General features: G+C 72.8%; 17 protein-coding genes. 7 read left to right on the forward strand and 10 right to left on the reverse strand.

Going from position 1 to position 20,598, the window contains the following annotated elements:
- Window positions 1-45: 45 nt before the first annotated feature.
- Window positions 46-1,017, reverse strand: coding sequence for an NAD-dependent epimerase/dehydratase family protein (locus NYZ98_RS32170; protein ID WP_262847363.1), 972 nt, complete (start codon window positions 1,015-1,017; stop codon window positions 46-48).
- Window positions 1,014-2,186, reverse strand: coding sequence for a glycosyltransferase (locus tag NYZ98_RS32175; protein ID WP_262847364.1), 1,173 nt, complete (start codon window positions 2,184-2,186; stop codon window positions 1,014-1,016). The genes NYZ98_RS32170 and NYZ98_RS32175 overlap by 4 nt, the downstream gene beginning before the upstream one ends.
- 518 nt (window positions 2,187-2,704) lie before the next feature.
- Here NYZ98_RS32175 and NYZ98_RS32180 point away from each other — a divergent pair.
- Both NYZ98_RS32180 and NYZ98_RS32185 read left to right on the forward strand, forming a co-directional pair.
- The gene (locus NYZ98_RS32180; protein ID WP_262847365.1) at window positions 2,705-3,967 is read left to right on the forward strand and encodes a hypothetical protein; all 1,263 of its coding nucleotides are present in this window, start codon (window positions 2,705-2,707) and stop codon (window positions 3,965-3,967) included.
- Window positions 3,964-5,271, forward strand: coding sequence for a lipopolysaccharide biosynthesis protein (locus NYZ98_RS32185; RefSeq protein WP_262847366.1), 1,308 nt, complete (start codon window positions 3,964-3,966; stop codon window positions 5,269-5,271). The genes NYZ98_RS32180 and NYZ98_RS32185 overlap by 4 nt, the downstream gene beginning before the upstream one ends.
- Before the next feature lie 30 nt (window positions 5,272-5,301).
- On the opposite strand, the gene NYZ98_RS32190 is transcribed toward NYZ98_RS32185, so the two are convergent.
- The 5 genes from NYZ98_RS32190 to NYZ98_RS32210 form a co-directional block, all read right to left on the reverse strand.
- Window positions 5,302-6,405, reverse strand: a complete 1,104-nt coding sequence (locus NYZ98_RS32190) for a glycosyltransferase (RefSeq protein ID WP_262847367.1) — start codon at window positions 6,403-6,405, stop codon at window positions 5,302-5,304.
- 10 nt (window positions 6,406-6,415) lie between these two features.
- Window positions 6,416-7,456 (reverse strand): polysaccharide deacetylase family protein, encoded by a 1,041-nt coding sequence (locus tag NYZ98_RS32195; protein WP_262847368.1) that lies wholly within the window; start codon window positions 7,454-7,456, stop codon window positions 6,416-6,418.
- Between the two features lie 19 nt (window positions 7,457-7,475).
- Complete coding sequence (locus NYZ98_RS32200; RefSeq protein ID WP_262847369.1) at window positions 7,476-8,105, reverse strand: class I SAM-dependent methyltransferase; 630 nt, start codon at window positions 8,103-8,105, stop codon at window positions 7,476-7,478.
- A gap of 33 nt (window positions 8,106-8,138) precedes the next feature.
- On the reverse strand, window positions 8,139-9,065 hold the full coding sequence (locus tag NYZ98_RS32205) for a sulfotransferase family protein (RefSeq protein WP_262847370.1): 927 nt from the start codon (window positions 9,063-9,065) through the stop codon (window positions 8,139-8,141).
- A 67-nt stretch (window positions 9,066-9,132) separates the two neighbouring features.
- Window positions 9,133-9,828 carry a class I SAM-dependent methyltransferase gene (locus NYZ98_RS32210; protein ID WP_262847371.1) on the reverse strand — a complete coding sequence of 232 codons (696 nt, stop codon included), beginning with the start codon at window positions 9,826-9,828 and terminating at the stop codon, window positions 9,133-9,135.
- Between the two features lie 245 nt (window positions 9,829-10,073).
- Between NYZ98_RS32210 and rffA the strand changes: the two genes are divergently transcribed.
- Together rffA and NYZ98_RS32220 are read left to right on the forward strand one after the other, a co-directional pair.
- Window positions 10,074-11,228: a dTDP-4-amino-4,6-dideoxygalactose transaminase gene (rffA, locus tag NYZ98_RS32215; protein WP_262847372.1), complete on the forward strand. Its 1,155-nt coding sequence runs from the start codon at window positions 10,074-10,076 to the stop codon at window positions 11,226-11,228.
- On the forward strand, window positions 11,228-12,097 hold the full coding sequence (locus NYZ98_RS32220; protein WP_262847373.1) for a GNAT family N-acetyltransferase: 870 nt from the start codon (window positions 11,228-11,230) through the stop codon (window positions 12,095-12,097). Before rffA ends, NYZ98_RS32220 begins: the two co-directional genes overlap by 1 nt.
- Here the strand turns inward: NYZ98_RS32220 and NYZ98_RS32225 are convergent.
- Window positions 12,010-12,990, reverse strand: coding sequence for a glycosyltransferase family 2 protein (locus NYZ98_RS32225; protein WP_262847374.1), 981 nt, complete (start codon window positions 12,988-12,990; stop codon window positions 12,010-12,012). The genes NYZ98_RS32220 and NYZ98_RS32225 overlap by 88 nt on opposite strands.
- Window positions 12,991-13,080: 90 nt before the next feature.
- Between NYZ98_RS32225 and NYZ98_RS32230 the strand changes: the two genes are divergently transcribed.
- The 3 genes from NYZ98_RS32230 to rfbB all read left to right on the forward strand — a co-directional run bounded on the left by NYZ98_RS32230 (window position 13,081) and on the right by rfbB (window position 15,747).
- Entirely contained in the window at window positions 13,081-13,617 is a 537-nt protein-coding gene (locus NYZ98_RS32230; protein WP_262847375.1) for a GtrA family protein, read from the forward strand.
- Window positions 13,618-13,690: 73 nt separating this feature from the next.
- Window positions 13,691-14,758 (forward strand): glucose-1-phosphate thymidylyltransferase, encoded by a 1,068-nt coding sequence (locus NYZ98_RS32235; RefSeq protein WP_262847376.1) that lies wholly within the window; start codon window positions 13,691-13,693, stop codon window positions 14,756-14,758.
- A complete protein-coding gene (gene rfbB, locus NYZ98_RS32240; RefSeq protein ID WP_262847377.1) occupies window positions 14,755-15,747 on the forward strand; it encodes a dTDP-glucose 4,6-dehydratase in 993 nt (330 codons plus the stop codon). The genes NYZ98_RS32235 and rfbB overlap by 4 nt, the downstream gene beginning before the upstream one ends.
- Here the strand turns inward: rfbB and NYZ98_RS32245 are convergent.
- Both NYZ98_RS32245 and NYZ98_RS32250 read right to left on the reverse strand, forming a co-directional pair.
- The gene (locus NYZ98_RS32245; protein ID WP_262847378.1) at window positions 15,724-18,084 is read right to left on the reverse strand and encodes a hypothetical protein; all 2,361 of its coding nucleotides are present in this window, start codon (window positions 18,082-18,084) and stop codon (window positions 15,724-15,726) included. The two genes, rfbB and NYZ98_RS32245, sit on opposite strands and share 24 nt — an antisense overlap.
- 60 nt (window positions 18,085-18,144) lie before the next feature.
- Complete coding sequence (locus NYZ98_RS32250; RefSeq protein WP_262847379.1) at window positions 18,145-20,427, reverse strand: hypothetical protein; 2,283 nt, start codon at window positions 20,425-20,427, stop codon at window positions 18,145-18,147.
- Between the last annotated feature and the right edge of the window lie 171 nt (window positions 20,428-20,598).

Raw genomic sequence — 20,598 nt, forward strand, 5'->3', positions numbered from 1 at the left:
TGCGAGGACATGCTGGCTGGGCGGTGGCGGGTGACGGGTGCGCCGTCAGGCGCCCGCGTCGGGCTCCGCGCGGCGGCGCGCCCCTGAGCCCATCGTCATCTCGAACCAGGCCACCGTCCGGCGCAGCCCCTCGTCCAGCGGGACGGCGGCGGCGTCGGGGAACAGGTCGAGCAGCAGCCGCGGTGAGGACCGCGACTCGCGGATGTCGCCCCTGCGCGCGGGCAGGAACGAGGTCCGCACCGGGCGGTCCAGGACGGCGGCGAGCGCGTCGACGAGGTCGAGCAGCGACACCTTGGCCCCGAAGGCGAGGTTCACCGGCTTCGGGCTCGTCACCCGGCGCAGCACCGCGTCGGTCACCACGTCGGTCACCGACTGGACGTAGGTGAAGTCCCGGCACTGCTTGCCGTCACCGTGGATCGGCACCGGCTGCCCGAGCAGGGCCGCCGAGGTGAACGCCGGGACGACCGCCGCGTAGGCGTGGTCGGCCTGCTGCAGGGGCCCGAAGACGTTGAAGAACCGGAACGCGAGGACCGGGAGCCCGAAGCCGGCGGCGTACGCCAGGGCGTAGGACTCGGCGGCGAGCTTGCTGGCGCCGTACGGGCTGAGCGGCCGGGTGGGCAGCTCCTCGTGCTTGCACGGTTCGATGACGTCGCCGTACACCGACGAGGAGGAGGCGATGATCACGTGCGGGGCGGTGGCCCGGCAGGCTTCGAGCACGTTCAGGGTGCCGGTGGCGTTGACGGTGTGCGAGGTCACCGGGTCGGCGAGGGAGCGGGGCACCGACGGCCGGGCGGCCAGGTGGATCACCGTCGTGGCGTCCGCGACCAGCTCCGCGAGCAGCGGGCGGTCCAGGATGCTGCCCAGCACGAAGTCGGCCCGTACGCCGCCGAGGTTCACCAGGTCCCCGCCGCTGAGGTCGTCCAGCACCGTCAGCCGCTCGATCTCTGGCCGGTCGGCGAGCGCCTTGCACAGGTTGGCGCCGATGAACCCCGCGCCTCCGGTCACCAGGACCCTCATCGGGCACCCCTGGCCGTTCTGGTGCGGAGACGGCGCCCGGCGCGCCGCCGCCGGTGCAGCGATCGGTAGAGGGACTCGGTGTCGGCCACCAGGCGCTCCACCGAGAACGAGGCCGTCGTCCAGGCGCGGGCCGCCTCGCCCAGCAGCCTCGCAAGGCACGGGTCGGTGAGCAGGCGGGCGACCTGGGCCGCCAGCTCGTCCGGGCCGGTGCCGGCGAGCAGGCCCGTCTCGCCGTCCTTGACGATCTCGGCGACGCTGCCGACCCGCGTGGACACCACCGGGGTCCCGGTCATGCCCGCCTCGACCAGGGTCAGCGGCATGCCCTCGTTGTCGGAGGTCAGCAGCACCACGTCCGCCGCGGAGTACACCGTCTCGGTGTCGCTGCGCCAGCCGAGCAGGTCGAAGGAGGCGCGGAAGGGGGCGATGTCGCGCTCGAGCTCGCCCAGCAGCGAGCCGCCTCCGCAGACGACGAAGCGGCAGCCGGGCACGCGGTCCAGCACGGCGCGCGCCGTGGCGGCGAGCCGGTCGGGCCGCTTGACCCGGGTCAGCCTGCCGACGTAGGCGACCACGGGGGCGTCGAGGGGGAGGCCCAGCGCCAGGCGCGCCTCCCTGCGGCCGGGGACCGGTCCGATGCGGACACCGGGCGGGACCACGGAGTACTGCTCGCGCCGGCCGATCCCGGCGTCCAGGAGGTCGTCGCGCACCTGTTCCCCCACGGCCACCAGCCGGTGCGACAGCGAGGCGAGGACCCGCTCGGAGCGTACGTAGGCCGAACGCCGCGCGCCGGTGAAGTACCCGTGCAGGAGGTGCCCGTGGAAGGTGTGCATCCGGGCCGGGCCGACACCGGAGGCGCAGGCGGCGACGCGCCCGAGTGCGCCGGCCTTGGCGGTGCGGGTGTGCACGACGTGCGGGCGGAACCGGCGCATCGCCCCGACCAGGTGGGCCAGCGCGCGCAGGTCGTCCCCGGGGCGGACCGTGCGGCCGAGCCCGGGGATCCGGTGGACGGGCAGCCGTTCCGCGGCGGGGACGTCCTCGCCGTGGGCGGCCTCGTCGCCCTCGACCTGTCCCGCGTACAACCGGTGGTCGAACTCCCGCCGGTCGAGCCGCTCGCTCAATCCGGTGATCTGTGTCGCCGGCCCGCCGACGTTCAACCGCGCGATGATCTCCATTACCCGTATTCGGCTGTCCGGCTTCACAAGGGCTCCTCGACGTTGGGCCTGGCCACGCTGACGAAACTAGCCCGCTATTCGATTCGGCCACCGGCACCGTAGCGGTCGCGGCAAAGTGTTTCCTCATTCGCTACTCGCTCATGATCAGATTGCGGTAGGGGAACCGTTTTCGTATCCGGCCCATCCGCCGTCAGGGGATTTACGCGAGGCACCCGATAGGCGGCCACAGGCGTGCCTCCGGGCCGGAACCCACTGGCGACACGCCGGGTTCGCCGGATTCGACGGCTCGTATCGCCGGTCGACAAGCCGACAAAAGCCGCATGTCACGGCACCCGATCAATGAGGCCGGAGTTCCGCCGCCATCCCGGCGCCGAAGCCGGGGCCGATCGAAAAGAATCCTCCAAGCACGGACAATCGTCAGGCCATCGCGCCGTCCCGGAGAGATGTCGTACCCCCGCCGACGTTAGCGTCACCGTCGCGGAGTCAATCGTCGTCGGCTCGGCTGGAGGCCGGCTTCAATGGAAATCGTCGTCGTCATCGCCGTTCTCGCGGCGCTCGTCTTTCTCGTGCACGCCAACTTGACGGAGAAGACCGCGCGACGTGTTCTGCCTGTTCTGCTCATCGCCTTCGCGCTCCGGCTCGTCGTCCACCTGACGCTGGAGCGCGGCGCGGCCATCGGTTACGGCGGCGACAACGTCTGGTACGAGCTGAAGGCCATCGACATCGCCGAGCAGTGGCGGCGTGAGGGCGTGCACGGCGGCCTCACGCCCGGTGACTCGGGTTCGCTGTCCGCCGTGGGCGTGGCCTGCCAGGTGTTCGCCTTCATCGTCCTCATCTGCGGAGGGCCGGCGCCGCTGGCCTGCACCGCCGTGGTCGCGCTGATCGCCTGCATGCTGTGCGTGGTCATGTACAGGTTCGCCCTGCTGGTCGGGGCCGACGACCGGGGGGCGTTCAAGCTCCTGGTGGTGACCGCGTTCATGCCGGGGTTCCTCCTGCACACCTCCGACACCTACAAGGACGGCTTCAACGCGTTCCTGGTCGTGGCGTCCCTGGGGATCGGCGTGTCGCTCGTCCGGCGGTTCGACCTGTTCCGGCTCCTGCTGCTGGGGCCGATGCTGTGGCTGCTGTGGTACGTGCGGCCGTACATGGTGTTCATGTGCGTGCTCCCGCTGCTGGTCGGCGTCACCGGCCTGAAGCGGATGCTCTCCCTGCGGACCCTGTTCCTCGCGACCGCGGGGCTGACGGCGATGCTGTTCGTGTCCGGTGCCGTGCTGAACAGCGCGCCCGCCGAGTCGATGCTGGCGCAGCTCGACCAGGGGCAGTCCGCCGGCGCCCGGCGCTCGAACTCCGGCTCCGGCTCCGGGGTGGTGTTCGAGGACGGCGGCGACCCGTGGAGCGCCTTGGGCGGCAAACTGCTGTACACCCTGTTCTCCCCGTTCCCCTGGACCGACGGCAGCACGTCCCTGCAGCTCGGCAAGATCGACTCACTGATCTGGTACGTCGTGCTGGTCTACGCGGTGAGCGGTGCGCGCCTGGTGTGGCGCAGGCGGCCCAGCACGTTGCTGATCCTGCTCCTGTTCATCGTCCCCGGCACGATCGCCTACGCCACGACGATGGCGAACATCGGGCTCATCTTCCGCCAGCGGATGCCGATCGTCATGGCGGTGAGCCTGCTGGCGGCGGTGGCCTGGACGAGACGCCCCCGCGATACCGGCCCGTCCGCGAGGCCGGGACGGCCGGAGACGACCGGCGGGCGCCCCTCTCCCGTGCCGCGCACATGAACCCGCCGCTGGAACGGGCCCTGCGCATGATGGCGAGCAGGGTGGTACGGCTGGTGCTCGCCATGATCACCGGACTGCTCATCGCGCACAACCTCCACCCCGAGGGCAGGGGCGGGTACGCCGTCGTCACGACGATCGCCTACGCGGCCATGGTGGTCGGCCACCTGTCCGTGGAGCAGACGCAGATCTCCCTGTGGGCCGGCGAGGCCACCCGCCACGCCCTCACCGTCAACGCCCTGATCCTCGGCGCGGTCCTCGGCACCCTCACCGCGGCCGCCGGGATCGCCCTCGCCTACGCCGGCATCCTGCCCGCGCCCCCGCAACTCGCCTGCCTGGCACTGCTCGGCGTGCCGTTCGGCGTCGTCACGGTCAACCTCACCGGCCTGGCGCTGCTGAGGTCGGGAACGCGCGTCGTCGGGAGGGCGTCGGTCGCGAGCGGGCTGACGCAGTGCCTGCCCGCCGTCGCCCTGGCCCTCGCCGGCGCGATGACGCTCTCACGGGCCGTCGCCTGCTGGACCGTGTCCATGATCGTCCCCTGCCTGGTCTTCCTCAGGGCGCTCCGCCCGTGGCCGCTGCGCGACGCCGACCTGTGCCTCGCGGTCCGGCAGCTCGCCCTCGGGGGCCGCTACCATCTGGGGCCGGTGGCGTTCCACCTCCTGCTGATCGTGGACGTCCTGCTCCTGCAGGATCTCGACTCGGTGGCCGCGGTCGGCCTCTACACCGTGGCCGTCGCCCTGCTGGACCAGACCCGGATCCCCGCGGAGGCGATCAGCCAGGTGGTCCTCCCCCGCCAGGCCGTGGGGGACCTGCGCGAGGCCGGTGAGATTACCGCGCACGCGATGCGCCTCAACCTGGTGGTGTCCACGGCGTTCATCGGAACGGTGGCGGCGGTGGCCCCCGTGCTGATCCCGCTGGTGTACGGCCGCTCGTTCACGGGGAGCGTCGCGCCTTTGGTCATCCTCGGCCCCGGCATGGTCGCGCTCACGCTCATGCGGCCCGTCGACCAGTACCTGGTACGCCTGGAGCGGCCGATGACCCTCACGGCGCTCGCCCTGGTCGCGCTGGCCGCCAACGTCCTGCTCAACCTGATGCTGATCCCGGTCCACGGCGCGGCGGGCGCGGCCCTGGTGTCGTCGCTGACCTACGTGGCGCTCACCATCGTGAAGGTGGCGTGGCTGGTCAGGTCGGCCGGGCTGCCCGTCTCGGCGCTCCTGCCGTGCAGGGCCGACCTGCGCGACGCGCTGGGACGGGTCAGGGTCCGGCCGGCCGGCCGCGAGGTGGTCCCGGAGAACATCCTGCGGTGAACCCCGGTCCACCGCGCCCGGCCCGCCGGATCACGGCCGGCGGGCGGCGGGCCGGGCGGCGTCCTCGTACAGGGCCTCGAACCAGTCCGCCGTGGCGGCGATGTCCGCGGGATCGGCCGCCGCCCGCGCCCCCTCGCGCAGCCGCGCGTGCACCTCGCCCCTCATCGCGCGCAGGATCCCGCCCGCGAGCGCCGTCGCGTCGCCAGGCCGGGTGAGCAGCCCGTTGCGCTCCGGCACGATCAGGTCGCGCAGGCCCCCGACGTCGGTGGCCACCACCGGGACGCCCGCAGCCAGCGCCTCCATGACGACGACGGGAAGGCCCTCGTAGGTGGAGGACAGGACCAGCAGGTCCGCGGCGGCGACCAGCCGCGACGCCTCGCGCACCGGCCCGAGCAGGCGGACGGTCCCGCCCAGGCCGAGGGCGGCGACCCGGTCGGCGGTCTCCCTGAACAGCGGGCCGGATCCCGCGAGCAGGAACAGGGCGCGCGGCGCGCGGGCGCTCACCTGCGCGGCGGCCCGCACCAGCAGGGCGTGGTTCTTCACCGGGCGGAAGCTCCCGGCGTGCACCACCAGGAAGGCGCCCGCGGGCACGTCCCACTCCCGGCGGATGCGCTCCGCGTCGGCGGCCCGCCGGCGCTGCCCGGCGACGTCGACGCCGTGGATCCGGGTGAGGGGGCGGCGGGCCCCCCAGACGGTGACGCTCCTGGCGACCTGCGGCGACACCGCGACGGTCCGGGTGTCCATCCACCCCGTGGCCCGGTCCAGGAGCAGGACGGGCAGGCGGTAGCGCACACTGTGCGCGGTCGAGATCACGGCGGGACGCGGGGTCCAGAGCCGGGAGGCCGGGCGGAGCACCGCCGCGGGCAGCGGGGAGTGGATGTTGAGGACGTCGGGCCGCAGCCGGCGCACCGTACGGGCGAGCGCGACCGGCCAGGCCGGGCCGCGGTGCCGGCTCAGGTCCACCACGGCGATCCCGGCCGTCCGCAACCGGTCGATCAGCTCCGGGGTCGAGGCCCGCATGCACACGACGGTGTAGCGCTTGCCGCCGCGCGCCGCGCGGAGCCTCTCGACGAGGAGCACCTCCGCGCCGCCGACGTCCAGCGACCTGATCACCTCGCAGACGTGCAGGACCATGGCGGGCCCCCTAAACCGGATCGGGAAGAGCGCCCGTCGCGTGTCCGTCCCTGGCGGCGAACTCCGCGCGGTACTCCGCGAGGGTGCGCCCCTGGAACCGGCCGGCGGCGGCCGAGAACAGGGACTCCATGTCGCGGTAGAGGGCCTCGACGCTCCGCGGGGTCCTGAAGCAGGGACTGCCGCCGGGCATGAGCTCCGAGGAGTGCAGCATGAACTCGACGTGGTCGCGGTCGTCCCGGAGCAGCGCCTCGGCCATGGCGCGGCGGTTGCGCCCGTCGGGCCGCATCCACACCGTCTCGGGGAACAGCAGCCGGGCGGCCCGCCGGGTCACCCGGCCCCGGCGCAGCAAGCGGCCCGCGCGCGCGGCCAGGGGCCCGTGCCGCCGGGGGACGATGGTCATGGGCACCTCCAGGAGCGGAGAGTCCCCGGCCCTGCCGATGTCGGCGGGGTGCAGGAAGTAGGGGCGCGCCGGGAAGGCCGAGTAGTCCCGCAGCCCCGCCCCGCCGGGGGCGCCCAGGGTCCCCGCCCAGGAGACGAGCGGCGTCACCGAGCAGTCGGCGAGGTACCCGTGCCCGACGAGGACGCGGGCGTAGGTCTCGTCGAGCGCCCACCGCCCCCCGCGGTGGCTGACCGGCGCGACGCCGAAGGTCTGCGTCAGGATCCGCGTCGCGGTCTCGACCTTCGCCGCCATGACGTCCTCGGGGTACTCGGTCAGGAACGGCTTGAACCGGTGGTCGGCGGCGGTCAGCGGCACCAGCGGCGGGGTGGTCCAGGCGTGCAGGTGCATCCCGATCTCGCCCGCGCCGCGTTCGGTCAGCGACCGGCCGAACCGCTGGAAGGCGGGGTCGCGCGCCATGGCCCAGTCCACCAGGTACGTCGGGCGGAGCCCGTACCGTTCGCACAGCGCCTGGAACCGTGGCAGGTGGGCGGCGTTGGCGGTGCGGATCGACGTCTGGTCCCCCCAGCAGTCGTCCGCCTCGACGTCGATCGTGATGATGAACGAGGGACGTCGCGCGGTCCTGGCCGCCGCGTCCCCTCCGGTCGGGGTCATCGGCCTGTGCTCCGCGCGGTCAGTCGCCGCAGCGGTACAGGAAGAGGAACTTGTCGTCCTGCCAGTCGTGACGCCGGTCGACCTGCAGCGCGAGCTCGTCGAAGAGCCGCTCGATCCTGCCCCGCTGGTCGGGGAACTCGTCCACCAGCAGGTGGCGGACCCGTTTGACGGCGAGCAGCGAGCGCATCTGGTCCCTGATCCAGTCGTCCGGCATGTAGTGGAACCAGCCGGTCATGATCAGCAGGTCGATGGCCTCGTGCTCGGAGCGGGCGAGCGCGTCGAAGCTGCCGACGGCGAACTCCGCCCTGGACCGGCCGAACCTCCGCAGGAACCGCGCCCAGGCGATGACGCCCCTGTCGATGTCGAACCCGAGCCGGTGCCGGGCCTCGACCCTGGTGAGGATGTCGCCGAGCCCGCAGCCGACCTCGGCCACCACCCCGGCGGGCGCCGCCACGGTGCCGGCCATCGCCACCGCCACCTTCTTGTAGTTGGTGGTGTGGTACCCCCGCAGGTGCCATCGCGTGCCGCCGAACACCATCATCAGGGGGAACTGCAGCGCCTTCCCCGCCAGGGCGATCGCCACCCTGTCGGCGCCGTGCCTCCTGGCCAGCGCTATCTTCCTGTTCAGGCTCTTCATGGCGTTCGGCATCGCGGTCCTTGACGAGGTCGGTGGGTCGGGCGATCAGATCGAGTAGCCGTGCTCGGTGAGATGTGCTCCGAGGGAGCGGTTCAGCAGGGCGACCTGCGCGGGGGAGAGGTCTTCCCGGAAGGCGCCGGTCCGGTCCAGGGTGATCGGCGTCCGGCCGAGCCTCCGCTCGAACTGGGCGGTCCACGGAAGCCCGAGGAAGGACAGGATCACGTCCGTGTGCTTGCGCGGATCGGCGACCAGGTCCTCGTAGCGGATGTCGAGCCACAGGTGGGAGGGCACGCTCGCCCTGGCGGCGCCGTAGGCGTCCATGAGCACCTTCCACCCGATGCCGGCCAGGTGCGTCATGGACCGGCCCTCACGGTCCCACTCCTCGGCGTAGGAGGCCGGCAGCGGGCCGTAGTCCCATCGGGAAGGCCCGAGGTCGCCGCGCCACCACGGCATCTGCGACCAGGAACTGGCCACCGCCCGGCCGTCCCGCAGGATGTGCACGAAGCGCGCGTCGGGGAACACCTCGTGCAGGAACGAGGCGCGCGGCCAGCCGGTGAACTTGTGCAGGTAGCGGTCGACCCGCTCCAGGGCGGCCCGTCCCTCGAAGAACGCCCGCGACCGTGCCGCCAGCCACGGCGTCACGTCCGCCGCCACCAGGTCGCGGAACGAATCGACGATCATCGGGGAGATGTCACGGGCGAGCGCGCTCTGCGCCTCGCTGGGCCGCACCCGCCTGGGGAGCGAGGGCGCCCGGCGGTAGGCCCCCGTCGCGAGCCGGCGGACCACGGCGGGAAGCCGTCCCCACCGCTCGTCCAGGTTGGTGGTGAACCCGGTGTGCGGATGGTGGGCCAGCATGTCGTACAGCAGGGTGGAACCGCAGCGGCCGGTGCCGATCAGGAAGATGAGCCCGGGCCTGCCGGAGGGGGAAGGCTCGGGAACCCGTACCTGGCGCGCAGGCCGTGGATCTCTCATGGCACTCCCCATATCGTCGAGGCGGTGGCGGTGGGTGGTCGCTCGATGCGGTCCGGGCGGCGGGACCTCACAGCGGGCGGTGCGCCCGGACCATGAGGGAGACCCCGGGAAGCGAGCCGACGGGCAGGTAACGCTCCGCCGCCACCACCGCGCCCAGGGTGGCGTTCACCACGGGCGGCAGCTCGGTGAGGTCGCTGCCGGTCTGGTTGCGCCGGCGCAGCGCGACGATCGGCCGCATCAGCACGTTCCAGCTCCACACGCGGTCGACCACCAGGCCGCCGCCGTTGAGCAGCGCGCACAGTCCCGTCCGCGTGTAGCGGCGGTGGTGACCGGCCGCCACGTCATGGGAGGACCACAGCGCCATGTCGCACGGGACCGCGATCAGCGCCACCGCTCCGGGCCTGAGCACCCGGACGATCTCGCAGAGGGCCCGGTGGTCGTTCTCGATGTGCTCCAGCACGTCGAAGGCCAGGACCAGGTCGAAGTCCCGGTCCGGCAGGGGCAGGTCGCAGGCGTCGGCCTGGACCGCCCGCAGTCCGCGTTCCCTGGCGAACTCGACCGCCGTCTCGGACTGGTCGGCGACCAGGGCGTCCCAGCCGTGCTCGATGAGCACGCGGGCGTTGCCGCCGCCCGCCCCGCCGAGGTCCAGGGCCCTGCCCGGTTCGAACCGGCGGAGCTGCCGGCCGACGATCGCCCGCCGCTCCCGGAACCACCAGTGCCGGTCTTCCAGCTCGACCGTGCGGCGAATCAGTGTCGCTTCCATGTGCCACCCCCCGGACCACAATGAGTACACCGGAAGGAGGCGTTTCCCTCGCGCGCCGAACGGACTTGCCGAACCCGACACCATGTTCATAAAGGTCGTTGACCAGCCGTCCTGCCCTCCTTTGTGCCACCCGGACCCGGTGGCCGGGCGCCGAAAGGTCCACATGGTTCACGGCTTGTCCAACGACTCGTCAAACGGCCGAGAGGCGCCGACGGGCGTGCCGGTGACCGGTGTTGGTTTGACGGGTGAGCCCAGCCAGCCTGACGCCGATTCCTTTCAACCGGCCCCACATCGCCGACAACCAGCTCGACTACCTCTCGGTCTCGGTACGGGAGGGGTTCACCAGCGGTGACGGGCCCTTCACCCGCCGGGCCACCCGGCTCCTGCGCGAGCTGACCGGGGCGCCGCACGCGATGCTGACCACGTCCTGCACGCACGCGCTGGAGATGTCGGCGCTCCTGCTCGGCCTGCGCCCCGGCGACGAGGTGATCACGCCGTCGTTCGCCTTCGTGTCCTCGGCGAGCGCCTTCGCGCTGCGCGGGGCGGTGCCGGTGTTCCTCGACTGCAGGCCCGACACCCTCAACATCGACGAGCACCGGATCGAGGCGGCGATCACCGGCCGCACGCGGGCCATCGTGGTCCTCCACTACGCGGGCGTCGCCTGCGAGATGGAGGTCATCGGGAAGATCGCGGAGCGGTACGGCCTCGCGGTCGTCGAGGACAACGCGCACGGGTTCGGCGGCTCCTACCGGGGCAGGCCGCTCGGCTCGTTCGGCGGCATGGCCACGCTGAGCTTCCACGCCACCAAGAACGTGCAGTGCGGCGAGGGCGGGGCGCTGCTGGTGGCCGACCCGGCCGTCGCCGAACGGGCGGAGATCATCCGGGAGAAGGGGACCGACCGGAGCCGGTACTTCCGCGGCCAGGTGGACAAGTACCGCTGGCTCGACATCGGGTCGAGCTACCTGCTCTCCGACGTGCTCGCGGCGCAGCTCACCGCCCAGCTCGAATCCTTCGGCCGGATCCAGGCCCGCCGCCACGCGGTGTGGGACGCCTACCACGAAGGGCTGGCCGACTGGGCCGCCGAGCACGGCGTGTCCCAGCCGGTCGTGCCGGAGGGGTGCGGGCATCCGGCCCACCTGTACTACCTGCTGCTCCCCGACCTGGCCAACCGCCAGGGCCTGATCACCCATCTCGCGGGCGCGGGCGTCCAGGCGGCCTTCCACTACCAGCCCCTGCACGCGGCCCCGGCGGGCCGGCGGTACGGGCGGACCGCCCCTGACGGCTGCCCGGTGACCGAGAACATCGCCGACCGGCTCGTACGGCTGCCGCTGTTCGCCGACCTGGACGAGGGCGCCGTGGCCCGCGTCGTCGAGGCCGTCACCGGCTACGTGGTGCGCTGATGGCCTGGCGCGACCTCAAGGAGTGCGGCACGGACGACGTGCGGGCCGTCGCCTCCCCGCTGGAGTCGGAGCGCTTCGGGCTGCGGGTCGAGCGACTCACCGTCTCCGGAGGGTCGCCGGAGACGTTCGAGGCCGTCCGCGAGGCCGTGCGCCGGTCGGCGGCCGACGTCCTCATCCTGCGCTACCCGGCCGCGTGCGTCGGGTGGTTCGCGCGGCTGACGGCCCTGGGCAGGACCGCCCTGTTCGCCGACTCCCTGGTCTACTGGCGCCTGGCCGCGGGGACGGGCAGGGCGCCGGGGTCCGCGCCCGGGGTGGGCGTCGGGGGACTGCGGGACCCGGTGACCGTGGACGCGCTGGTGTCGGGGGTGTTCGGCGGGTACGCGTGCCAGTACCACGCCAACCCGCTGTTCGGCGCGGCCGGCGCCCTGGCCGGATACCGGCAGTGGGCGCGCGGCTCCGCGGCCCAGGGCAGGTGCGTGGGCCTGTACGTGGAGGGCGGCCGGGCCGCCGGGCTCGCCACGTTCGCCGAGGACGGCCCGGTCACCGAGATCCTCCTCGCCGGGGTGGTCGCCGGGATGCGGGGGAGGGGCCTGTACCCCCACCTGCTCAAGGCCGTCGAGGACCGTGCCGTGGCCGGGGGCGCCGGCGAGGTCGTCATCCCCACCCAGGTGCACAACACCCGGGTGCAGAAGGCCTGGGCGCGGTACGGCTTCGAACCGGCCCGGGCGTTCCTGACCGTTCACCTGGTCAGGAAAGGGCTTCCGCTGGACCAGGGGACGGATCACCCCGCGGGCGGGGCCGCCGTCGGTTCCGGCCACGCGTGCGCCGGGAACGGCGACGCCGAGCCGGCCCGTTCCCTGATCACGTAGGTGGGGCGCCCCACCCCGCTGGCGTGGATGCGCCCGACGTACTCGCCGAGCACGCCGATCGCCATGAGCTGGGCCGAGGAGAAGATGGCCACCATCGAGGCGACGGTGGTGAACCCGGCCACCGTGGTGTTGCCGGACACGAAGCTCCAGAGCACCGTCCCCCCGAGGAGCATGCCGAAGACGCCGACCACGAAGCCGAGGTAGCTCGCCACCCGCAGCGGGACCGTGCTGTAGCCGAACAGCATGTTCACCGCGTGCTGGACGAGCGCCGCCAGGGTGTAGTTGGACCGCCCGTGCGTCCGCCGGCTCATGTGCACGCCGACCGCGCCGACCCGCGTGGTCGCCCAGGAGAGCGAGACGTCGACGGAGGCGTACGGGCCGGAGAAGTCGGCGAACGCGTTCCTCAGGTGGGTGCGGAAGGCACGGAAGGCGCCGGTCCTGCGGGTGGTCTGGACACCGGTCAGCCTGGACAGGACGAACTTCACCGTCCGCGAGGCCAGGCTGCGGGCCGCGCCGTGCTCCTCGTCGTGCGCGATGCCGTACACCAGGTCCAGTCGGTCGCCCTCCAGCGCGGCCAGGAGGAGCGGGATCTGCTCCGGCGGGTGCTGCAGGTCGTCGTCCATGGTGACGACCACGTCCATGGCGGCCTCCCTGATCCCGGCGACCAGCGCGTTGTGCTGGCCGTAGTTGCGGGACAGGTGCACGGCACGCACCGCCTCCACCCGCCCGGCGAGCCCCGAGGCGATCTTCCAGGTGTCGTCCGGGCTCCCGTCCACCACCAGGATCACCTCGTGGCGGACCGACATGCTCCGCAGCACCGCGACGAGCCTGGCCACCAGTTCGTCGAGCGTCGCCGCCGAGCGGTAACACGGAATGACGACCGACACTGACATCTGTTCCCCCCGTTGGTCGGTGTCCTTTCGCGTCAGGCCACCTAACATCCAGTTGATCAAGCAGTGCGACCAGGACCAGGGGAGCCGGACATGGCAGACGCGGAAGGCCGCCCCGCTGGTGGGGAGGACCCGCCTCGGGCACGGCGCGCGTTCACCGTCGTCCTTGGCGGTCACCTCATCACGTATCTGACCGGCGGCGCCCTCGCGGCCGTGCTCTACTACGCCATCATGATCACGGGATTACTGGTGGTTGGCGGCACGGTTCCCTACCTTTACGTGGTGGTGACCGCCCATTTCGCCACCGTGGTCATCGTCTACCCGTGGTACCGGCTGGTGGTGTTCCCCGCGTCCGGCGACTCCTGGCCCAGGGGCTACCTCCGCTTCTACACCGTCGGCCTGGGATTCCTCGCGTGCTCGCTCGCCGGCCTGCCGATCCTGGCCGGATGGGCGGGGATCCCGGTCCTGGTGGCGCAGGCGATCATCATCGTGGCCAACCTGGCGGTGAGCCACGCCGTCCACCGCGCGTGGACGTTCGGGAAGGCGCCGGCGTCTGGCCGGGGCAACGGGTCTCCCGCTCTTCGGCAAAGGGGGCGGCGGACGCGGGACCGCGACCGCGCCTCCGCGTAAATTGGCCCACGAGCTGGGAGCGGGCAGGTGGCCGCCGGGGCCAGGTGTCCCTCGCGGAAGGACGCGGTGGGCGATGAAGGCACTCGTGCTGGCGGGCGGCCGGGGGACGCGGTTGCGCCCGCTGACCCATACGTCGGCGAAGCAACTGGTACCCGTCGCGAACAAACCGGTCCTGTACTACGGGCTGGAGGCCATCCGGGACGCCGGCATCACCCACGCCGGGATCATCACCGGCGACACGGGCGCGGAGGTCCGGCGGGCGGTGGGGGACGGCTCGCGCTTCGGGCTGGAGGTCACCTACATCCCCCAGGAGGCGCCGCTCGGGCTGGCGCACTGCGTGCTGATCGCCCGCGAGTTCCTGGGCGAGGACCCCTTCGTCATGTACCTCGGCGACAACTTCCTGGTCGACGGCATCGCCGGGCTGGTGGAGTCGTTCGGGCGGCACGCCTGCGACGCGCGGATCCTGCTCACCAAGGTCGCCGAACCGAGGTTCTACGGCGTCGCGGAACTCGGCCAGGCCGGCGAGATCCTCCGGCTGGAGGAGAAGCCCGAGCACCCGAGAAGCGACCTCGCGATCGTGGGGGTCTACACGTTCTCGCCGTCGATCCACCGCGCCGTACGGGAGATCAGGCCCTCCGCGCGCGGGGAGCTGGAGATCACCGACGCGATCCAGTGGCTCATCGACAACGGCTACAGCGTCCGGTCCCACCTGGTGAGCGGCTACTGGCGGGACACCGGCAGGCTGCGCGACATCCTGGAGTGCAACCGCATCGTGCTGGAACGCGTCGAGACCCGCGTCGCCGGCACCGTCGACCACCTCACCGAGGTCAGCGGGCGCGTCGTCGTCGAGGCGGGCGCGGTGGTGGAGAACTCCGTGCTGCGCGGGCCGCTCGTCATCGGCGCCGACACCAAGATCGTGTCGTCGTACGTCGGCCCCTTCACCTCGATCGGTTCCGGCTGCGCCCTGCGGAACGCCGAGATCGAGTACTCGATCGTCCTGGACGGCTCGTCCGTCGAAGGGGTGTCGCGCATCGCGCACTCGCTCATCGGCCGCAACGTCGAGGTGAGCCGGGCGACCGGGGTGTCCAACACCCACGAACTCATGGTGGGCGACCACAGCAGAATTCAGGTGAGCACATGAAGGTCCTCGTCACCGGCGGCGCCGGATTCATCGGATCGCACTACGTGCGGTCGCTCCTGCTCGGGGCCTACCCCGGATGCGAGGACGCGCGCGTCACCGTCCTGGACAAACTGACCTACGCCGGCAACCTGGCCAACCTCGCGCAGGTGGCCGGGCATGACATGTTCGCGTTCGTCCAGGGGGACATCGCGGACGCCGGCCTGCTGGCGGGCGTGGTCCCCGGGCACGACCTGGTGGTGAACTTCGCCGCCGAGACCCACGTCGACCGGTCCATCACCGGTCCCGCCGGCTTCGTCAGGACCAACGTCCTCGGCACGCAGGCGCTCCTTCAGGCCGCGCTCGACGCCGGCGTCCGCACGGTCGTGCACGTCTCCACCGACGAGGTGTACGGCTCGGTCACCGAGGGCGCGTGGACCGAGGAGGAGCCGCTGCTGCCCAACTCGCCCTACTCCGCCGCCAAGGCGGGCGCCGACCTGCTGTGCCGCGCCTACCACCGGACCTACGGGCTCGACGTCCGGGTGACGCGCTGCTCCAACAACTACGGCCCCTACCAGCATCCCGAGAAGGTGATCCCGCTGTTCGTCACCAACCTGCTCGACGGGCGGCGGGTCCCGCTGTACGGCGACGGGCTGAACGTGCGCGAGTGGCTGCACGTCGACGACCACTGCCGGGCCGTCCAGCTCGTGCTGGACAAGGGGACGCCCGGGGAGGTCTACAACGTCGGCGGCGGCGTCGAGCTGACCAACCTCGCCCTGACCGGCTGGCTGCTCGCGGCGCTCGGCGTGGGCTGGGACGTCGTCGACCACGTGCCCGACCGCCCCGGCCACGACCTGCGGTACGCCGTGGACAGCTCCAAGCTGCGGGCCATCGGCTTCGAGCCCCGGACCGACTTCGGCCGGGGCCTGGACGAGGTGGTGCGGTGGTACCGCGACAACGAGGCGTGGTGGCGCCCGCTCAAGCCCGGCTCAGCTGCCCGGCCCGCCGGTTAGCCGGTAGACCGCGTAGTCGCCGTAACGGAGCTCCAGGCGCGCGAAGCGCCCGATCGGCGCCCGGGTGAGCCGTTCGTCGGCCACCAGCCACCGGACGCCGTACCGCTCGCGCAGCAGCGCGACCGAGGCCGCGGAGGGGGCCGAGAAGACCGCGTCGCCGGCCCGGACGCGGTCGCGGTCCCAGAACGGGAGCGTGGCGTAGGGGCGGCCAGGACGCCATCGGTCCAGGTTGGCGGCGGTGTAGGCCCAGCCTTCGACCAGGACGCGCCGTTCGGTGAGCGCCGACACCCAGAAGTGGCGCGCGTCGCACGGGTGCTCGTACCCCCAGCGGCAGTGCGCGTTCGTGGCGACCAGGTCGTCGGGGCCCGAATGCGCCCGCAGCCAGCGTGCCGCGGAGAGCGCGCCGCTCGGGATCAGCTCGGGGGCCGGGTGGTCGCCGGCGTTCAGGTTGCTGTCCGCGCCGTGCCGCAGGTGGGTCAGGACGCGGGCCTGCCACGCGGCGGGCGTGCCGGCGGCCATGACCATCGTGACGAACAGCGCCCAGAACCGCACGTGCCGCCTGGCCGCCACCAGGAGGCCGGCGGCCGACACCAGGACCACGAGCAGGACGGCGAAGGGCAGGTAGATGAGGACGTCCGGCTCGCCGAGGCGCAGGGGCACCTCGACGTCGCAGAGCACGCGCACGGCCAGGGCGACCGCGATCCCCGCCACGGCCGCGCAGACCAGCGCGACCGGCGCCGGCCGCTCCCGGCGCGCCACGACGAGCAGGCCGTACGCCGAGAGCACGGCCAGGTAGGGGTAACAGGCCTGCAGGAAGTACGGCTGGTTGAGGTCGTCCGGGCTGCCGAGCAGCAGCATCATGCCCGCGCCCGAGGCCGTCATGCCGAGCATGAGCGTCACCGGCGGCCGCAGGAGCAGGCGCGGCCGGGCGAGCAGCCCGAGCGTCCCGCACCACGTGACGCCCCAGCAGGCCACGTACACCAGCGTGAGGCCGAGCACCCAGCCGGCGGTGGGCCCCACCTGGTCGCCCACCCCGGCCAGCTCCTTCCACGTGGCCCGCACGACGGACAGCGGGGCGAGCGTCGTGCCCTGCCGGGCGTGGCCGAACAGCACGCTCTGCGCGAACGCCAGGCACGCCAGGGTCACCCCGAGCGCGGCCACCGCCGGCCAGGGAGCCCTCCGGCGCCTGAGCGTCTCGGCCGCCGCCACCGCCACCAGCCCGGCGGCCAGCAGCGGGAGGTAGGTGGCCTTGGCCCCCATGACCGCCACCACCAGGACCACCAGCAGGACCCACCTGCCGGGCGCGCCGCGCGGCCGGACCAGCAGATCCATCAGCACGAGCACGACGGGGGCGAACAGCAGCGCGCCGAACGTCTGGGTGGGGCTGTTCCACGGCACGTGCATGACGCCGGTCCACCGCAGCAGCCCGTTCGCGCCCGCGTACAGGCTGGGCGCCGCGACGAACAGCGTACCGGCGACCGCCAGCGCCGCGCCCACGCGCGAGCCGGTCACCCGCAGCCCGGTCACGCCGACGAGGACGGCGAAGGCCACCAGCATGGGGAGCATGCCCAGGCGCAGCAGCAGGGTGGCCGGTTCGATGCCGGTGATCCAGCTCGACGCGGCGAAGTGCGCGTAGACGAACCAGTGGTAGGACAGCGGCTCCCCGGCCACCATCGGGACGTCCGGCGGCATGTGGTGCCGCAGCTCGCCGATCAGGGCCAGGCTGAACGGCGTGTCGACGTGCGCCCACCCGGCCTCGGGCCAGGTCAGCGCGTTCACCCTGAAGCAGGTGAAGGCGCTCCACCCGGTCAGGTACACGACGGTGAGCCCGAGGAACCACGCCCAGGGCAGGGGTGTGGTGCGGGTGGGTCGGGTGGTGAGGTGGGGGCGGAGGCGGGGGTGGAGGAGGAAGGCGGTGTAGGTGGCGGCGGGCCAGAGGAGGGTGAGGAGGGGGTGGCCGGTGGCGCGGGCGGGGATGTAGGTGAGGATTTCGAGGGCGTAGCCGAGGGTGAGGCCGAGGGCGAGTTCTTCGGGGAGGGTGCGGGGTGCGGGGTGGAGTGCGCGGATGAGCAGGGTGCCGGGGAGGGTGAGGCAGGTCAGCAGGTAGATGGTGAACACGGTGACGTCTTTGGGGGAGACGTCGTAACGGACCAGCACGGCCACGGCGACGGCCAGGGCGACGGCGGCGGGGAGCCATCCCGAGGCGATCAGCCGCCCGCCCGTTCTCGCCGGCCGGTCCGGTTCCTCCTGGTAGGGCCCGCCCGCCGGGAGCGGCGCGGTGTCGGTCGTGGAGCCCGCCGGCCCCGGCGTGGAACCGCCGGTAGGAGTCGTGGTCATGCCGCAAGTCTCGCGATCCCGAGTCCCCGGCCGGTCGCCGAACGCCCGCCCTGGGCGATCTCATTGCGAGCCTTTGGTCCCGTGATCACCACCCGGTCCGGGTGCGGCCGGCAGCTCGTAGATCGAGTAGTCGCCCACGCGGAACCGCAGGCTCGCCACGCCGCCGATCCTGCCCGGCCGGTGGAGCAGCCGCCGGTCGGCGAGCAGCCAGCGCACCCCGTACCGCTCCCTCAGCACCCTGACCGCCCGCGCCGACGGCGCGGTGAACACGGCGTCGTTCGCCCGCAGCCGTTCGGCGTCCCAGAACGGGAGGCGCTCGATCGCCTCGCCCGGGCGCCATCCGGCCAGGTTCCTCGCCGTGTACGCCCAGCCCTCCACCAGCATGCGCCGTTCGGCCAGCGCCGCCATCCAGAGCTGCTGGGTGTCGCACGGGTCCTCGCACCCCCAGCGGCAGTGCGTGTTCGTGGCGACCAGGTCGTCCTCGGCCGAGTGGTCGCGCAGCCACCGCGCGGCCGCGAGCGTCGCCCGGGGGACGCTGCCGTCCTGGACCGGAGGGGCCACCCCGTCGACGCCGCCGCGCGCCGCCTTGCCCGCCGCGGAGATGACGTGGGCGTGCCCGCAGGCCGGTAGCGCGATCGCCGCCATCAGGGTGGTCACCACCGCGCCGGCCCGGAGCGCTCCCCCTCTGGCGGCCACCACGGCCGCGACCGCCGCGGCGACGGCCAGCAGCACCAGGTACGGCAGGTACAGCGGGAGATCGCCGCGGCCCGGGGCCAGGGGCACCTCGACCCCGGCCAGGAGCGGGACGAGGTACGCCGCCGCCAGCCCCGCGCACACCGCCCACACCGTCGTACGGGCGGGCATCCGTGCGCGGCGCGTGATGACGGTGATCCCGTACACCGTGACGATCACCAGGTACGGGTAGGCGGCGAACAGGAAGAAGAACTGGCTGAGGCCGGGGTGGGCGAACAGCAGCACGGCCCCGTGACCCGCCGCGCCCATGCCCAGCATGAGGACGACGGAGGGCCGGCCGAGCAGCCGACGCCTGGCCAGCAGGCCGAGCACCCCGCACCAGGTGATGGCCCAGCAGAGCAGGAACAACAGGGTGAAACCGGCCAGCGACCCGGCCGGGACCGTGAACCGGGTCGCGGTGTCGCTCAGCGGCGCCACGCCGCTCAGCTCCGCCCATCCCTGGCGCATGAACGCGAGCGGGGCGACCACCATGCCCTGCCGTGCCTGGCCGAACAGCACGAACTGGGCGTAGGCCAGGCAGGAGAGGGTCATCGCCAGCACGACGAGCGCGCGCCACGGCGCCCGGCGCCGCTGGAGGGCCGTCGTCACCGCGACCGCCGCGAGCCCGGTCGCCAGCAGCGGCAGGTAGGTGGCCTTGGAGCCCATGACCGTGACCAGGAGGACCACCAGCAGCGCCCATCGGCCGGGACCGAACCGCCGAGGCAGGAACAGGTCCATGAGCAGCAGGACGACGGGGGCGAACACCAGGGCGCCGAAGGTCTGGGTCGGGCTCACCCACGCGACGTCCTGCAGCCCTCCCCAGGCGAGCACGTCGTTGTGCCCCAGGTACAGGCTCGGCGCCCCCACGAAGATCGTGCCGGCCACGGCGGGCGCGACGCTCGCCCACGAGTTCGTCATCCGGCGCGCGGTCAGCCCGACCAGCACGACGAACGCGGCGAGGATCGGCAACATGGTCAGCCGGAACAGCAGCGTCACCGGTTCGACGCCGGTGATCCAGCTCGACGCGGCGAAGTGCGCGTAGACGAACCAGTGGTAGGACAGCGGCTCCCCGGCCACGTTGGGCATGGCGGGCGGCATGTGGTGCTTCAGCTCGCCGATCAGGGCGAGGTGGTACGGCATGTCGTAGTCGTTGGCGCCGAGCGCGGGCCACCTCAGCGCGTTGGTCCTGAAGAAGCGCACGGCGCCCCACGCGATCACCCCGGTGAAGGCCAGCGACAGCGACCACGCCCAGGGCAGGGGTGTGGTGCGGGTGGGTCGGGTGGTGAGGTGGGGGCGGAGCCGTGGGTGGAGGAGGAAGGCGGTGTAGGTGGCGGCGGGCCAGAGGAGGACCAGGAGGGGGTGGCCGGTGGCGCGGGCGGGGAGGTAGGTGAGGATTTCGAGGGCGTAGCCGAGGGTGAGGCCGAGGGCGAGTTCTTCGGGGAGGGTGCGGGGTGCGGGGTGGAGTGCGCGGATGAGCAGGGTGCCGGGGAGGGTGAGGCAGGTCAGCAGGTAGATGGTGAACAGGATGATGTCTCTGGGGGAGACGTCGTACCGCAGCAGCACGGCGACGGTGACGGCGAGCGCCGTGGCCGCCGGGAGGCACCGGGACACGACCGGCCACCCGCCCCGCCCGCGTGCACGCGGGACCGCCTCGCCCGCGCCGGGGCGGACGTCGGTTCCGCCGCGGATCAGAACCTGGGGAGACCCGGCGGAACCGGGCGCCGGTGGAAGTTCGGCCATAAGCCGATTCTGCTGGCGTCGCCGCTTTCTCCACGGGAACGC

Origin of the sequence: Sphaerisporangium corydalis, from assembly GCF_025506355.1 — a bacterium.
Lineage (GTDB): Bacteria > Actinomycetota > Actinomycetes > Streptosporangiales > Streptosporangiaceae > Sphaerisporangium > Sphaerisporangium corydalis.